Annotated in this window: 13 protein-coding genes and 1 riboswitch; of the genes, 11 read left to right on the plus strand and 2 right to left on the minus strand. The window is 37.1% G+C overall.

Going from position 1 to position 15,781, the window contains the following annotated elements:
* Positions 1-3 precede the first annotated feature (3 nt).
* Both SM124_RS19400 and SM124_RS19405 read left to right on the plus strand, forming a co-directional pair.
* Positions 4-999, plus strand: coding sequence for a hydroxyacid dehydrogenase (locus tag SM124_RS19400; RefSeq protein WP_322448190.1), 996 nt, complete (start codon positions 4-6; stop codon positions 997-999).
* A gap of 9 nt (positions 1,000-1,008) precedes the next feature.
* The gene (locus tag SM124_RS19405; RefSeq protein ID WP_322448191.1) at positions 1,009-2,088 is read left to right on the plus strand and encodes a tartrate dehydrogenase; all 1,080 of its coding nucleotides are present in this window, start codon (positions 1,009-1,011) and stop codon (positions 2,086-2,088) included.
* A gap of 152 nt (positions 2,089-2,240) precedes the next feature.
* Here the strand turns inward: SM124_RS19405 and SM124_RS19410 are convergent, their stop codons facing one another.
* Positions 2,241-3,725: a sodium-dependent transporter gene (locus tag SM124_RS19410; RefSeq protein WP_407691426.1), complete on the minus strand. Its 1,485-nt coding sequence runs from the start codon at positions 3,723-3,725 to the stop codon at positions 2,241-2,243.
* A 245-nt stretch (positions 3,726-3,970) separates the two neighbouring features.
* The gene (locus SM124_RS19415) at positions 3,971-5,236 is read right to left on the minus strand and encodes a CdaR family transcriptional regulator (RefSeq protein ID WP_322448193.1); all 1,266 of its coding nucleotides are present in this window, start codon (positions 5,234-5,236) and stop codon (positions 3,971-3,973) included.
* Between the two features lie 135 nt (positions 5,237-5,371).
* On the opposite strand from SM124_RS19415, the gene SM124_RS19420 reads away from it, so the two are divergent.
* From SM124_RS19420 to SM124_RS19460, 9 genes are all read left to right on the plus strand, one after another.
* Positions 5,372-6,451 (plus strand): aromatic ring-hydroxylating oxygenase subunit alpha, encoded by a 1,080-nt coding sequence (locus SM124_RS19420; RefSeq protein WP_322448194.1) that lies wholly within the window; start codon positions 5,372-5,374, stop codon positions 6,449-6,451.
* A 73-nt stretch (positions 6,452-6,524) separates the two neighbouring features.
* Positions 6,525-7,916, plus strand: coding sequence for an amino acid permease (locus SM124_RS19425; protein WP_322448195.1), 1,392 nt, complete (start codon positions 6,525-6,527; stop codon positions 7,914-7,916).
* Between the two features lie 48 nt (positions 7,917-7,964).
* Entirely contained in the window at positions 7,965-9,386 is a 1,422-nt protein-coding gene (locus SM124_RS19430; RefSeq protein WP_322448234.1) for a flavin monoamine oxidase family protein, read from the plus strand.
* 75 nt (positions 9,387-9,461) lie between these two features.
* Positions 9,462-9,568: riboswitch (TPP riboswitch) on the plus strand.
* Positions 9,569-9,900: 332 nt separating this feature from the next.
* Positions 9,901-10,710, plus strand: coding sequence for a hydroxyethylthiazole kinase (thiM, locus tag SM124_RS19435; RefSeq protein WP_322448196.1), 810 nt, complete (start codon positions 9,901-9,903; stop codon positions 10,708-10,710).
* 12 nt (positions 10,711-10,722) lie between these two features.
* Positions 10,723-11,532, plus strand: a complete 810-nt coding sequence (gene thiD, locus SM124_RS19440) for a bifunctional hydroxymethylpyrimidine kinase/phosphomethylpyrimidine kinase (RefSeq protein ID WP_322448197.1) — start codon at positions 10,723-10,725, stop codon at positions 11,530-11,532.
* Positions 11,529-12,191, plus strand: coding sequence for a thiamine phosphate synthase (gene thiE, locus SM124_RS19445; RefSeq protein WP_322448198.1), 663 nt, complete (start codon positions 11,529-11,531; stop codon positions 12,189-12,191). The genes thiD and thiE overlap by 4 nt, the downstream gene beginning before the upstream one ends.
* Positions 12,192-12,327: 136 nt before the next feature.
* The gene (locus SM124_RS19450) at positions 12,328-13,947 is read left to right on the plus strand and encodes a DEAD/DEAH box helicase (protein WP_322448199.1); all 1,620 of its coding nucleotides are present in this window, start codon (positions 12,328-12,330) and stop codon (positions 13,945-13,947) included.
* A gap of 370 nt (positions 13,948-14,317) precedes the next feature.
* Positions 14,318-15,076 (plus strand): exodeoxyribonuclease III, encoded by a 759-nt coding sequence (locus tag SM124_RS19455; RefSeq protein WP_322448200.1) that lies wholly within the window; start codon positions 14,318-14,320, stop codon positions 15,074-15,076.
* 96 nt (positions 15,077-15,172) lie between these two features.
* The gene (locus SM124_RS19460) at positions 15,173-15,754 is read left to right on the plus strand and encodes a branched-chain amino acid aminotransferase (RefSeq protein WP_322448201.1); all 582 of its coding nucleotides are present in this window, start codon (positions 15,173-15,175) and stop codon (positions 15,752-15,754) included.
* The last annotated feature ends 27 nt before the right edge of the window (positions 15,755-15,781 follow it).

Below are 15,781 nucleotides of genomic sequence, written 5' to 3' on the forward strand. Positions count from 1 at the left end.
GAAATGACCAAACCGAAAGTATTGCAAATCCTTCCTATGTATCATCCTAACGGGGAAAAGGTACTTAGAGAAGGGGCTGAAGTATTTCAAACGAATCTTTATGATATACCCCACCTTTGTGAATGTGTAAAAGGAGTAGAAGCAATCGTCCTTAGAGCACCAGCAAAAATTACGAAAGAAGTGATCGATGCCAACCCTAATATTAAAGTCATTTCTGGAGCAGGGGTAGGGCTAGATAATATTGATGTTGAATATGCGACGAAAAAAGGAATTCTAGTTCTTCATGCGCCGTCTGTTAATAAAGTATCAACAGCTGAGCATGCGATTATGCTCATCATGGCCCTTGCAAAAAATGTTATTCCCATGCATGAAGAAATGAAAAAAGGAAATTATGATTCAAGAAATACGATTCCATCTAGAGAACTTAAAGGCAAAAAGGTTGGCCTAATTGGTTTTGGAAATATTGCTCAAGAAGTAGCTAGAAGACTAAAGCTTGGATTTGAGATGGAAGTGACGGCTTGGGTAAGGGAATACAAGCCTGAAAAACATGGGATAGCAGAAGAAATAGGGATTCATATTAACACGAACATGGAAGAAGTTTTTTCCGATGCTGATTTTGTTTCCCTTCATATTCCGTTGAATGAACACACACGGAAAAGCATTGATAGCAAATTATTTAAATTGATGAAACCAAGCGCCTATTTAATTAATACAGCAAGAGGCGCAATCATCAATCAAGAGGATTTGTATCTAGCTTTAAAAGAGCATTACCTTGCTGGCGCAGGACTTGATGTATTTGAGCCAGAGCCACCTGCAAAGGATTTACCATTGTTGTCCCTACCAAATGTCATTGTAACACCACATGTAGGAGGGACGACAGTCGAGTGTAATTATATTATGTCAACTACAGTAGCGGAAAATGTCATTAAGACTTTAAACGGTGAAAAACCGGACTATATAGGAAACCCTGAATTGTTAAAGTCTAAAATGTTGGAATAGGAGACTTTTATGAAAAATTATTCAATTGCTCTTCTCCCTGGAGATGGGATTGGGGTAGATGTCGTTAGAGAAGGAAAAAAAGTGTTAGATACGGTTAGTGCTTTGCATGGTGGTTTTACTCTGAACTACGAAGAATATGATTGGAGTTGTGAGTACTACGCCAAGCATGGAAAAATGATGCCTGATGATGGATTAGAGCGATTAAGGAACTTTGATTCTATCTATTTAGGTGCTGTTGGATATCCTGGTGTTCCTGATCATGTTTCTTTATGGGGATTACTTCTACCGATTAGACGCCAATTTGAGCAATATATTAACCTGCGTCCAGTTAAACTTCTAAAAGGAATACAGTCGCCACTTGCTGGAAAGACTCCAGAGGATTTGGATTTAATCGTGATCCGTGAAAATGTTGAAGGGGAGTACTCCAATATCGGTGGAAGAATGTATGAAGGAACCGATATGGACATGGCAATCCAAAATAGCGTTTTCACTAAAAAGGGTGTTGAAAGAGTATTGCGCTATGCTTTTGACCTTTCACAAGCGAAAGGAAAGAAGAAGCATGTCACAGCAGCTACAAAATCAAACGGAATTAATCACACGATGCCATTTTGGGATGAATATGTTCACAAAATAAATAAGGAATATCCTGATGTAACAAGCAGTATTGTCCATATTGATGCTTTAGCGGCTTTCTTTGTGAGCAAACCAGAGACCTTTGATGTTGTGGTTGCTTCTAACTTATTTGGTGATATTTTAACAGACCTTGGTGCTGCAATTGTTGGCGGACTTGGAATCGCTCCATCAGCCAATATCAACCCTGAGAAGAGGTATCCATCCATGTTTGAACCCGTTCATGGTTCTGCACCTGACATAGCAGGTAAAGGGATTGCAAACCCCATTGCTGCTATCTGGTGTACGAGTATGATGCTAGAGCAACTGGGAGAACAAGATTCAGCTGAGGCAATTATGACTGCCATTGAAGATGTTCTACAAGAAAAGGAAATCTTAACGCCGGACTTAGGCGGAAAATCAACGACTGAAGAAGTTGGGGATTATATTTGTAAGAAATTGAAGAATTCATTAAATTAGAACTAAAAATAAAAGGCTGACACATCAAAAATGTCAGCCTTTCACTATTAATCCTCATATTCAGTCGTTAACGTTCGATAAACCATATATGAAAAGCCACCCCAGAAAATACCGAGCATGAGAACCATCATAATAATAGTGGATGCACCCATTTACACGTCCTCCTTTTCATTTAACCCTTCTTCTTTAACCGAGCTTCTCAGACGATTTTTTAAACGAAGTAATAAAGGAGTGAGGAGTGCGACAATCGCAAATTGTAGTACGACTGTTCCTACGTTGAATTCTTCAAACGGGAGCCACCATGAATCAGGATACCATGTCACTGCTTGGTATAACCACCAGCTTGTCATGACGATAAACAATGCAGGAATAAAGAATTTAATCGAATAAACCCACCAGTTGTTTAGTTTTATAAAACTTACTTCGTTAATACCATCACGCATTTTTTCTACCCCATACTTGATCGCCGCAAATGCATAAAGGAAACAGGAAAGTAGAATACCAATTCCCCACACCCAGTCTTGGTTATTAAATACCGCCATGTTGGCAGCAGATGGAATTCCCCCTACAAAGATAAGGGCAACGGTAACTGGAATGGCAATATTTCTCTTAATTCCGTAGTCCGATAGATTTCTTGTAATTAATTCAACCATTGCAATTAATGAAGTAAAGGCAGCAAATGCTAAGGCACCGAAAAAGGCTATGCTAAAGATATAGGTTTGCGGCATGACACTTAGTAGTTCAACCATGTAAATGAAGGTTAAACCCGTATTTCCAGAGCTTGTTGCTTGTGTAATATACTCTTGAGAAGGTGCTAGTGCAAAAATAGCAGGAATAATCGTTAGACCTGCTAATAACTCAACGGAATTATTTCCTAGGCCAGCTGTTAGAGAGTTTTGTGCGATGTCATCACGCTTTTTCGTATATATAGCATAAGTGGCATAGAGACCCCAACCAGCTCCAACACTCCATGCGGATTGTGAGAGTGCCTGTAGCCATGTAGATGCCTTACCTAAATACTCCCATTGTGGAGTAAACATGAAAGCAAGACCGTCCATTGCTCCTGGTAAGGTTACCGAACGAATAGCCGTAAAGATGAGTAGGAGAAATAATAGAGGTAGGAAAACTTTTGATGTTCTTTCGATTCCTTTTGTAATCCCCATATATACAATTACCCCACATAGCCCAACAGCTAGTAAATGGTAAAGTATCGGCTCAGCGGGATTACTAACGAAGTTTTCCCAAAGTTTGGTTGAGTCAATTTTTTTAGTAAACGTACCCGTCAATGCTGCTATAAAATATTTAAAAGTCCAACCTACAACCACGGAATAATAAAAGGTAATTCCAATGAGAACAAGAGTCACAACAGGTCCAATCCAAGCAAATTTTTCCCCGATAAAGTCTCTAAAGGATCCCATCGTGCCCATTCTTGTTTTTCGACCAATATAAATTTCGACCATAATTAGTGGTAAGGACCAAAGAAATAAGAAGATCGCCCAACCGATTAAAAAGGATCCACCACCATGCTCTGCAACCATTCGTGGAAATCTCCAAATGTTCCCTGTACCAACGGCCATACCCATCGCCGCTAGAATAAACCCAATCCTTGATGACCATATGACTTGATTATTGTTCAATGATTTCACCCCTTATAATGAAATAGATAACATACAGAAAGCGCTTACAATTCAGCATACACCTCCTTTGAAAATTGTAAAAATATTCTGCATTTTAACTATAAAAATATTTACAAATTTTTGCTATGTGCAACTTAAACAAAAATGGTGGAAGGAAGGACGTTAATTTTATTGAATTTAAACAAAAGTAAGGCCACTAATAATAAATAAAGTCTGATTCAGATAGAACCAGACGAGTTGTGCGGCTATGAATACAGCTTAAATAATATGTCTTCACCCTTCTTTATTGGGGAGGATTGATTTTTTTCACTCTCTCTATATTCCTCATAACATTGGATAGCCGTATATAGAAGCATACAATGCTCAAAATTACTTGTATTGAGAGAGGTAATTTCACTGATTTTTTCTAAGCGATAAATGATTGTATTTCTATGAATATACATATTTCTGGATGCTTCGCTTAGCTTCATATTATTTTTACAGTAAGAAATAAAGGTTTCAGCTAAGATATCATAATTATCATGATGGATGAGGGCGTGGATGACCTTAAATAGCTTACTTTGATAATCGGTTGTTAGTTCCTTAGGGAGGAGCCTTAACATCATATCTCTTTCATTATATACATGTATATATTTCTTTGAATCTGTCTTTACTCCAACATTCATCGCTTTCTTGGCATTTTTATAAGACTCAGAAACACCAGTATTGGATGAGCATATATCACCTACAGAAATGGTAGCAGAAACGCGATATTTGCTACTTAGAAAAGTATTAATTTTTTCAAGTCTCTCTTCTAAGCTTTCAATTAAGGCAGAGTAGGATTGTTGATAGGGAAGAGTTTTTAAGACGATAAATCTTTCAATGTTTAAAAATGAAACAATATCGCCTTGTGTTTCATGAAAAATCAAGTTTAAGAAGCTTAACACTTCTCTTTGGAAATACTGTAACTGAAAGTCACCAAATAGCTCTGTATCACCATGTTTCGACGATATAGTATGCGATAGATCATTTATATCCACTAATAAACAAACTCTATTTTCACTAAAGTCAAAATCAAGTAGTTTGGAATATTGGAGAATGTGTTCATTTTCCTCATATTCTTTAAAATGGATGATTTGATGTACAAATACCTCAACCATTTTTTCTTTCAGTTCATTCATTTCTTTCCTAAAAGCTTCCTGACACATCATTTCCACTTGGTTTTTAACAAGTTGTACATATTTTTCTACTTCCTTTGGATCACCAACAATTCCTAGTACGCCAATTACTTTATTGTTAAATTTCAAAGGAACAGAAATACCAGGAAGAACATTACTTCCAATCTCACTTTTACAATTAACAGTCGTATTCCTTTTAATGACTTCTAGAGAAGGTTTGTGGAATATCCCAATTCTACTTTTATCAGTAGATCCAATAATAAATCCTTCATTATCTGTAATGCTTATTGGATATTGGAGAATTTCACTAGTTTTATCAACAATGTCTTGTGCAATATGTTCTAGAATTCTCATCTATCTCACCTCGCAAAATAAGTATCCAAAAAATGAATCAAACTTGTGATGTTTTTTGTACAAATTGAACATATAATTCAGAATATTTTTGATTTATTATTAGTTTAATATTCATGATGATAGGGGTGAAAATGATTGGTAAATGAATCGTTTCATGTAAGTGAGAAATTGAGTGAGTCACAAACTTTACCTTCCTGGCTGTATACGAATAGAGAAGTACTAGATGTTGAATATGAGGAGATTTTTAGTAAAACATGGCAGTATGTTGGGCATATGAGTCAATTTACAAAGGCGGGTGACTATATTACCGCTGAAATAGCAAATCGTCCGATTGTCGTCACATATGACCAAAATGGTAAACTACGTGCATTTTATAATGTTTGTAGACACCGAGCTTCTAAGCTAGTTGAGGGAGAGGGAAATAAACCAATCCTTACTTGTCCATATCACGCTTGGACTTACCGTTTAGATGGAACCCTTAATCGCGCTCCAAATATGAACGGTGTAGAGAATTTTAATCCTAAGGAATTTTGTTTAAAGAAGATAAAATTAGAAGTATTTGAATCCTTCATTTTTGTAAATCTTGATCCAAACGCACCTTCTATGTCCTCTCTCTATCCTGATTTATTCAAACATGTAAAGAAATATAACCTATCCAACCTAAAAAAAGTACGTGTGAAAGAAACCATTTGTCAATCAAACTGGAAAATTGGCATTGATAATTATCTAGAATGTGATCATTGTTCCATTGTTCATAAAGCACTCGTTTCAAAATTAGATATGAACCAGTATGAATATGTGATGCACGAAAACTATTCCTATCAAGGAACTCCTTTAAAAGGGTTAAAATTGGATTTTCCGTTGGGACAAGGTGGAAGGTATTATTGGCTCTATCCTAACACGTGGTTTTCCTTTGATCCTGGACCGGCAAATTTATCGATTCATCAGTCTATTCCTATTGATCACCGAACAACGAAATACGTATATACGACATTCTTTATGAATGAAGAAATTACTGAAGAAGAGGAAAAATTAATGGCCATTGATGAATTAGTAAGAAAAGAAGACCTGGAGATTTGTGAGATGGTACAAAAAGGGATAGATACGGGAGCTTATGAACAAGGTCGATTCTCTTTAACTGAGAATCTAGTACATCATTTTCACTTAATGATTCAGAGAGATTTGAAAGATGTTCTTTTAAATAAAAATAGATAGACTTCCTATTCATTTCACCAAGGATTGAAAGCGCTTACTAAAAACATATTTTATGTGAAAGCTAGGTGAAAATATGAGTCAACCTGAGTTAAAAAGAGCCATGAAGAGTAGACATTTATTTATGATGTCACTTGGAGGAATTATTGGTACTGGATTATTTTTAGGATCTGGTTATGCCATTGGAGAAGCAGGGCCATTCGGTGCAATTATAGCCTATCTTGTTGGTGGACTACTCATGTATTTAGCAATGGTTTGTTTAGGAGAATTGTCCGTGGTTATGCCAGTTTCGGGATCGTTCCAAGCGCATGCGACCAAGTTTATAGGTCCAGCAACAGGGTTTGTTGTCGGTTGGGTGTACTGGTTAAGCTGGGCTTTGTATGTTGGACTTGAGTTTGTTGCTGCAGGTGTGTTAATGAAAAGATGGTTCCCTGATACGCCTGTTTGGATCTGGTGTGCGATTTTCATCATTTTATTGTTTACCATCAACTCACTTACAACGAGAAGCTTTGCAGAAACAGAATATTGGTTTGCTGGAATTAAAGTTTTAGCCGTTATTTTATTCATTATTATTGGTCTTTGCGCTATGTTTGGTGTCATTAGTTTAGGAAATGAACCTACACCGTATTTTTCAAACTTTATTGGTGATGGATTATTACCAGCAGGAATGGTTGGTGTCTTTATCTCTATGATGACCGTAATTTACGCCTTCCAAGGGGCTGAGATTATGGGTGTTGCTGCAGGAGAAACAGAAAATCCTGAGAAGAATATTCCAAAAGCCATTCGAGCCATTGTTATCCGTGTATTAGTATTTTATGTTTTAGCGATCTTTGTTTTAAGTGCTCTCGTTCCATGGAAAACAGCAGGTGTATTAGAGAGTCCATTTGTAACTGTATTTGATATGGTAGGAATTCCATACGCGGCCGATATTATGAACTTCATCATTTTAACAGCGATATTATCTGTTGGTAATACAGGATTGTTCGCTTGTACTAGGATTCTTTATTCATTAGCCAACACAAATATGGCACCGAAAGCATTAGCGAAATTAAATAAACGAGGAGTACCTTCAAATGCGTTACTTGTAACACTAGCGTTTGCTTTACTTTCCTTATTAACTAGCTATGTGGCTGCTGATACATTGTTTGTCGTCTTACTTGCTATCAGTGGAATTGGAGGGACATTAACTTGGTTAGCCATCGCCGTAGCACAGCTTAAATTTAGAAAGCAATATGTTGCGGGTGGAGGGAAAATAGAAGATTTAAAATACCGAGTAAAATGGTACCCCTTCGTTCCTATACTTTGTATCGTTATGTGTTTAGCGATCTTCGTCTTTACAGCCTTTGATCCGACTCAAAGAACTTCCCTGTATTGGGGCTTCGGCTTTGTGGTAGCGAGTTATCTCTATTATCACTTTGTTTATACCAAGAGAAAATCATCAGAAATCGATGTAAAAGAAGAAATATAATTGGAAAAACTCCAGTATGCTAGTAGTGGGTGCTGGGGTTTTCTCATGATGAATATTAACTCACATACTAAACAACTAACTCTAGGAAATGAAGTTTTTCAAGGAGGAGAGTTATATATGAAAGAAAAAAAGTATGATGTCATTGTTATTGGTGGAGGCTTTTCTGGTATTACGGCAGCAAGAGAATTAAGATTACTAGGACATAATGTACTTGTTTTAGAAGCACGAGACCGAATTGGCGGCCGAACTTGGGTAGACAAACGTCTAGATTCTGAGCTTGAAATGGGTGGGACTTATGTTCACTGGCATCAACCTTACGTCTGGACAGAGATTACTAGATACGATTTAGAATTAACGACAGGTCCTAAAGCTGAAAAGGTATATTGGATTACAAATAACAAAACTTATTCCTCAACGGTTCCTGAGTTTAGACAAAAGTTAAGAGGTCCTATTGAAAAGTTAATGAAAGAAAGCAATAAAAATATGCCACTCCCTTTTCAACCACTTTCATCTCCAGATATGAAAGACTTAGATAAACTGACGGCAGACGAATTTTTAAAACAGTTTAATTTAACTCAAGAAGAGTATGATATTATTCACGGTTGGGTTGCCTCAGATTTCTGTGGTTCCCCTGCGGAAGGTGCACTTACGCAAATCTTTCGTTGGTGGGTGTTCTCACAAGGGAACTGGGATACACATAGTGCAATGATTTCAAGTTTCAGGATTAAGAAAGGTACAAAAGCACTTATTGAAGCCATGGCATCTGACGCCGACGCCGATTTGAAACTTTCCACTGTAGTGAAGAAAGTTGAACAGCAAAATAATCAAGTGATTGTAACTACACAAAAAGGAAAAACGTACACTGGAAAAGCTGTAATCGTTACGGTACCTTTAACGACCTTAAAGGATGTTGAATTTTCACCGCCACTTTCAAAAGAAAAACAGGCTTCATCGAAGGAAGGGCAGACTTCAAAGGGAGTTAAAGTTTGGGCAAAACTAAAAGGAAAACTAGAGCCTTTTGATGCTTTAGCACATGGAGATTATCCATTAAACTCTGTCCATTTAGATCGTTATGTAGGTGAAGATAGCATTATCGTAGGTTTTGGTGCTGATGTTAAAAAATTAGATCCTAACAATCGTGAAGATGTGGAGAAAGCACTGAAGTATTGGTTACCTGATGTAGAAGTACTTGAATGTACCGGTCATGATTGGGTCAATGATGAGTTTACGAAAGAAACCTGGCCTATGTTAAAGCCTAATCAACTAACGTCCTTTCAGGAGGCTTGGAATACACCTGAAAATGCTGTGTTCTTAGCTGGGTCAACCTATGCGAACGGTTGGGCCGGATTTATCGATGGTGCCATTGAGTCAGGTATTAAAACAGGAAGACGTGTTCATCATTTTTTAACTGGAAACACGACTTTAAAAAAAGAGTTTCTGTTGCAAAATAAGAATATTATAAAGAACTAACTTACTATATTATTGTAGTAATCTACTGTTTACTTTCATTGTTTGAAAAGTTACTATAAAAGAGAATTGAATACGTTTAACTACTAGGGGTGCTCATTGGAGCTGAGAGAAAAACGGATGTTTTTTAACCCTTTGGACCTGATCTGGATTATACCAGCGTAGGAAAGTAGTCAAAAGATGCATGTTTCTTTTACTAACCAACCAGCCAGGTCCATTTTTATGGGTCTGGCTTTTTATTTTAGGTTTTTTTCAGATAGATTGGTTGTTTTAAACATTACCCGTTGATTTCCGCTCCAGGTACTTGCTTTCCGCAGGGAGGGATGGGAGCCTCCTCGGCGTGCCGCCTGTGGGGTCTCCCATCCCCTCTTTTCCTGCAGGAGTCAAGTACCTTCCGCTCCAATCAACTCAGACTTGTAAATAAGGAGTAGACTACAACTATATGAAAACAGCCTACTTAGATCAGGATTTGCATCTTCTTTAAACTATTTTATTTTACCTTAGGAGGGAATTGCTCATGGAAAAGAGTCAAGTATTTAACTTATTAAATAAAGTAAGAGAGGTTAATCCGCTTGTACATAATATTACGAATGTAGTGGTAACGAACTTCACTGCGAATGGGTTATTAGCTTTAGGTGCTTCACCTGTTATGGCGTATGCAGCTGAAGAGGTTGCGGATATGGCCAAAATTGCTGGGGCACTAGTTCTAAACATGGGGACACTCCATTCTCAAGTAGTTGAATCGATGATGATTGCAGGGAAATCAGCTAATCAATCAGGAGTTCCGGTTATTTTTGATCCTGTTGGTACAGGAGCTACTCCTTATCGTACGGAGACAGCTAGAAGAATAATTAACGAAATAGAAATAGCCGTTATTCGGGGGAATGCAGCAGAGATTGCTAATATATCGGGAGAAAATTGGGATATCAAAGGTGTAGATGCTGGAAATACAAAAGGGAATATTAGAGAGCTAGCTCAAAAAACAGCTAAAAAGCTTAACACCATCGTAATCATTACTGGGAAAGATGATGTAGTCTCGAACGGTGATCAAACTTATATTGTTCGCAATGGACATTCATTATTAACAAAAGTAACAGGCACTGGTTGTCTATTAACTTCAGTAGTTGGAGCATTTGCCTCTGTTGAAACAGATTACATGCTAGCTTCAGTAGCTGCTTTAACTACGTATGGAGTAGCAGCAGAAATGGCCGCTAAAAGGACAGCTACACTTGGTCCAGGAAGCTTTCAAATCGAGTTTTTAAATCAATTGTCTCTTATAACTGAAGATGATTTACGAAAATATAGCTCTTTTGAAAGAGTTGAATAGGGGGATTAGACATTGAGGAAAGTGTTAACCATAGCAGGTTCAGATAGTGGTGGTGGTGCAGGGATTCAGGCGGATATTAAAACCTTTCAGGAGTTAGAGGTTTTTGGTATGTCTGCTATTACAGCCATTACGGCTCAAAATACATTAGGAGTTCAAGCAGTTTTCCCGCTTACACCAGATGCAGTTGCTGAACAAATGGACTCCATAGGTACAGATATGGGAACGGACGCAATCAAAACAGGGATGCTTTTTAATGGAGAAATTATTCAAGCAGTTTCAGGAAAAATTAAACAATATGGATGGACGAATGTGGTAGTGGATCCCGTTATGATCGCTAAAGGTGGAGCTTCCCTACTAAAATTAGACGCCATTTCAGCTCTAAAAAAATATTTACTTCCCATCTCAACCATTGTTACACCAAATATTCCAGAAGCAGAAGAGTTAACTAGTATGAAAATAGAGAGTCTTGAAGATAAAAAAGAGGCAGCTAGAAGATTGATAGATTTGGGTGTAAAAAATGCAGTGATTAAAGGGGGGCATGACACAGACCCCTTGAAATCCAATGACCTCTTATACGATGGAGTAAATTTTATCATTTTTGAAAGTGATAGAATTCAGACAAAAAATACGCACGGAACGGGTTGTACTTTTTCGGCAGCTATTGCAGCAGAACTGTCGAAGGGAATTCAAATTGAAAAAGCTGTTAAAACAGCAAAAGACTTTATTCAGGCTGCAATTGAAGACCAGCTTTACATTGGACTAGGTCATGGACCAACAAACCATGGAGCTTATAGGAAGAGTCTAAGGGAGACTAGAATATGACTGCTGAACAGTTAAGATTCCATTTGAAGTTATATTTCATTATGGGCAGTACAAATTGCAATAGGAACCCTTTAGATGTTTTAAAAGAAGCGATTGATGGAGGCATTACCTTTTTTCAATATCGAGAAAAAGGAGAAGGGGCACTAAAAGACGAACAGAAACTAAATCTAGCCCTACAACTACAAAAGCTTTGTAAAAAAGTGAATATCCCCTTTATTGTAAATGATGACATTGATTTAGCTATAGCCATTAACGCTGATGGAGTTCATATTGGTCAGGAGGACGAACCCGTTGAAATGGTTAGAAAAAAAATAGGCAATATGATTCTTGGTGTATCTGTACATAACCATGAAGAAGCCATTATGGCAATGAATGCAGGTGCCGATTATTTTGGAATTGGACCGATTTTCCCGACCCAAACAAAGACAGATGCAAAGCCAGTACAAGGAGTATCTCTTATTAAAGAATTGAGAGATAAAGGGATCAGCATTCCAATTGTAGGAATCGGTGGTATTCATGCTGAAAATGCTCATACTGTAATGGAAGCTGGTGGTGATGGAGTTTCTGTTATTTCTGCCATTAGCTTAGCTCCATCGGTAAAAGAGGCTGCAAGAAGTATACGTAAAAGTGTTGATACTAACCATTCTCCAATTAGCTAACGATCAAGGTATCTGGAAAACCAGATACCTTTTATTTTAGGGTAAAATCAATGAATACTTGATATTTATAAAACAAACACTCATTATTAAGTAGATATTAATAATTAAATGTGGTTTTATTTAGAAAGTAGGGATTATGAAAGTGCGTGATTTTTTATCACTTGGCCTATCGGAAAATATCGTTCATAAATTACGTCATAACGGAATTGTTACACCAACACCTATACAGGAACAGGCGATTCCATACATAACAGAAGGAAAAGACATCATTGCCCAAGCCCAAACGGGGACAGGGAAAACATTAGCGTTTATTTTACCCATATTAGAAAAAATAGACAAACGTGCAACACATGTCCAAGCATTAATTATTACACCAACAAGGGAATTAGCTTTACAAATTACAGAAGAAATTGAAAAACTCATACAGGATATAGAAGATGTCGATGTATTGGCTGTTTATGGCGGTCAGGACGTTGAAAAACAGTTGAAGAAGTTAAAGAAAAACGTGCAATTGGTAGTAGGAACTCCTGGACGTCTATTAGACCATATTAAAAGGGAAACCATCGATTTAGGACAGCTGTCTTTCTTAGTTCTTGACGAAGCTGATCAAATGTTACATATTGGTTTCCTTGATGAGGTTGAAACTATTATTAAGGAAACACCTAAAAGCCGACAAACAATGTTGTTTTCTGCAACGATTCCAGCTGAGGTAAGGAAATTAGCTAAAAGGCACATGAAGGAAGCGGAATATATTCAAGTTGAAAAAACACAAGGACCTGCAGAGACCGTTAAACAAATTGCCATCCATACAGTTGACCGTGCAAAGCAGGGAACCTTAATTCAACTAATTGAAATGCATCGACCTTATCTAGCCGTCATTTTCTGTCGGACAAAGCGAAGAGTAAGTAAATTGTATGAAGCTTTAAAATCACATGGTTTAAAATGTGATGAGTTACATGGAGATTTATCACAGGCCAAAAGAGAACAAGTAATGAAACGCTTTAGAGATGGAGAAATACAGCTATTAATAGCTACAGATGTAGCTGCTAGAGGACTTGACGTTGAAGGAGTTACTCACGTTTATAACTATGATATCCCGCAAGATTCGGAAAGCTACGTTCATCGTATCGGCCGAACAGGAAGAGCAGGAATGACAGGACTGGCGACTACTCTTTATTCATCAGATGATCGACCAGCTCTTGATTTGATTGAGCGCGAGTTAAATATCTTTATTGACAAGAAGAACCTCGGTAATGCAAAAGTCGCTGAAGGTATCGAAACAAAGCCGAACCAAGACTCTAAGAAAAAACAGAAAAGAAAACCAAACAATCGAAATAAAAGGGATAAACGAGAAGATAGGTCTAAGGGCAGATCTCCTGATAGTAAAATGAAGCGAGAAGACACGCCAAAGGACAGAACTCGTGACAGTAAAGTGGATAAGAGAGAAGACTCGCCTAAAGGTAGAACTCGTGATAGTAAATGGGTTAGCAAAGACCGAACAATAGAAAGAAATAGAAAAACAGACGAAAAGCCAACAGGGAAAGATTCATTTAAGCCAAGAAAAGGTGTGCAAAACCCCACTTTTAATAGAGAAAAAGGCCAAGATGTTGAACACTCTCGCAATAGGCAAGAAAATAGAAATGATCAAACATCCAGTGGAAGCCGCCAAACAACAAGAACAAAACCAACATCTCCTAGTTTCAGTAAAAGAAAAGGCACTAGCGGAGGCACCAATAGACAGAAAAGACAGAGATAGAATTCTAGTTATTTTTACAAGGGATAATTTTATGTTGTTCACAAAAAGAACCACAAAATTATAAATCCAGTAACTAGTTGATTGGAGGGAAGGGCGACGACTCCTGCGGGATGAAGTGTGAGCCTTGAGACCCCGCAAGGAGCTAAGCGACTGAGGAGGCTCAAGCCACACCCCGCGGAAAGCGTTCGCCCGTAGCGGAAATCAACGGGTGTTGTGCACATATTATGTAATAGTAGCAAACTAAAGGGTTTTATAAAGAGTTGTAGCTATATCTAATCAGGTATAGCTTTTTCCTATTATTTCTCTTGTATAAAATTGTATAATAGACGATAGAGCTTTCTAGGCATCTTAAGAGCAAGGAGTTAACCCAATGAAATTCGTATCATGGAATGTAAACGGTATTCGCGCCTGTGTAAAAAAAGGCTTCTTAGAATACTTTAAAGAAATAGACGCAGATATTTTTTGTATCCAAGAAACAAAACTTCAAGAAGGACAAATCAATTTGGAGTTAGAAAACTATCACCAATACTGGAATTACGCTCTTAAAAAAGGGTATTCGGGTACGGCTATTTTCACTAAGCATAAACCCCTTTCTGTTAAATATGGGATTGGTGCTAATGATTCTGAACCTGAAGGAAGAGTCATTACATTAGAATTTAATCAATTCTACTTAGTGAACGTTTATACACCTAACTCAAAAAGAGACCTCTCAAGAATTGATTATCGAATAGAATGGGAAGATGAAGTTCGCGAATATTTAATAGAACTAGATTCTAAAAAACCAGTTATATTCTGTGGCGACTTAAATGTGGCTCACCAGGAAATTGATTTGAAAAATGCCAAATCAAATAGAGGAAATTCCGGTTTTACAGATGAAGAACGAGAAAAAATGACGTCTCTACTAGACTCAGGATTTGTTGATTCTTTTAGACAACTATATCCGGACCAAGGAGATCAATTTACTTGGTGGTCCTATATGGCTAATGTTAGAGCAAGAAATATTGGATGGCGAATTGACTATTTTATTTTATCTAATAGATTAGTAGATTCGTTAAAAGACTCTCAGATTCATTCGGAAATACTAGGTAGTGACCACTGTCCGGTCTTTATTGAGATGGACTTAATATAAGCAATTGTAAATACGTTAATTCTGGATATACTGTTGTATGAATCAACTTTTCATACAACAGTACCTCAGGCTCATCATAAATAGGAGGTTATGTATTTGTTAAAGAACAATCTTAAAAAACATATCGAAGAAAATGGTAACACCATATCCTTATTTAAAGAAGAAATTAATTTTATACAAAAATATGAACTAAATCTTGGTTCCATTGACTTAAATGAGAAGGAAGAAGGAACTAGGTTTGCAGATGCTTATATCGAACGTTGTGATAAAGAGTCTGAAAATGTACTTGCAGAAGAAACAGCCTCATTTTTAAACCAATCAATTCAGTATCTACAGAAGAATAAAAATGAATTTATTTATCTAGAATCTCCTTGGTTTGAATTATTAGATGTCGATGCTGTATCTCTAGAGGTAGATGATGTATTTGGTACATACGATGTAATGCTTGGGTTAAAACTTCAGAAAAAGTTTGAAGGTCAACTTAAAATGCAGTTAAATCATTTACTGAATGGCGAAGGGGCAAAATTCGACTTAATGTTTGATGCAAATGAAGGTTTTTGGAATTTAAACTTTACATTAAATTATGCAAGCGACTTTAATGAAGACATGACGATTGGTGAAGCGTATCAATTGATTCATCGTTTACTTTTTGCTGTAGTTGAAGGATTAGAAGGTTGAATAAAGAAAGTCAGCCATTGACATGAA

This window comes from Robertmurraya mangrovi, from assembly GCF_034427655.1.
GTDB lineage: Bacteria > Bacillota > Bacilli > Bacillales > Cytobacillaceae > Robertmurraya_A > Robertmurraya_A mangrovi.

Excerpts from the sequence above, each read along its gene's own strand:
- SM124_RS19400 (WP_322448190.1), top strand. The coding sequence starts at position 4 with ATGACCAAACCGAAAGTATTGCAAATCCTTCCTATGTATCATCCTAAC.
- SM124_RS19405 (WP_322448191.1), top strand. The coding sequence starts at position 1,009 with ATGAAAAATTATTCAATTGCTCTTCTCCCTGGAGATGGGATTGGGGTA.
- SM124_RS19415 (WP_322448193.1), bottom strand. The coding sequence starts at position 5,236 with ATGAGAATTCTAGAACATATTGCACAAGACATTGTTGATAAAACTAGT.
- SM124_RS19425 (WP_322448195.1), top strand. The coding sequence starts at position 6,525 with ATGAGTCAACCTGAGTTAAAAAGAGCCATGAAGAGTAGACATTTATTT.
- SM124_RS19430 (WP_322448234.1), top strand. The coding sequence starts at position 7,965 with ATGAATATTAACTCACATACTAAACAACTAACTCTAGGAAATGAAGTT.
- thiM (WP_322448196.1), top strand. The coding sequence starts at position 9,901 with ATGGAAAAGAGTCAAGTATTTAACTTATTAAATAAAGTAAGAGAGGTT.
- thiE (WP_322448198.1), top strand. The coding sequence starts at position 11,529 with ATGACTGCTGAACAGTTAAGATTCCATTTGAAGTTATATTTCATTATG.
- SM124_RS19450 (WP_322448199.1), top strand. The coding sequence starts at position 12,328 with ATGAAAGTGCGTGATTTTTTATCACTTGGCCTATCGGAAAATATCGTT.
- SM124_RS19455 (WP_322448200.1), top strand. The coding sequence starts at position 14,318 with ATGAAATTCGTATCATGGAATGTAAACGGTATTCGCGCCTGTGTAAAA.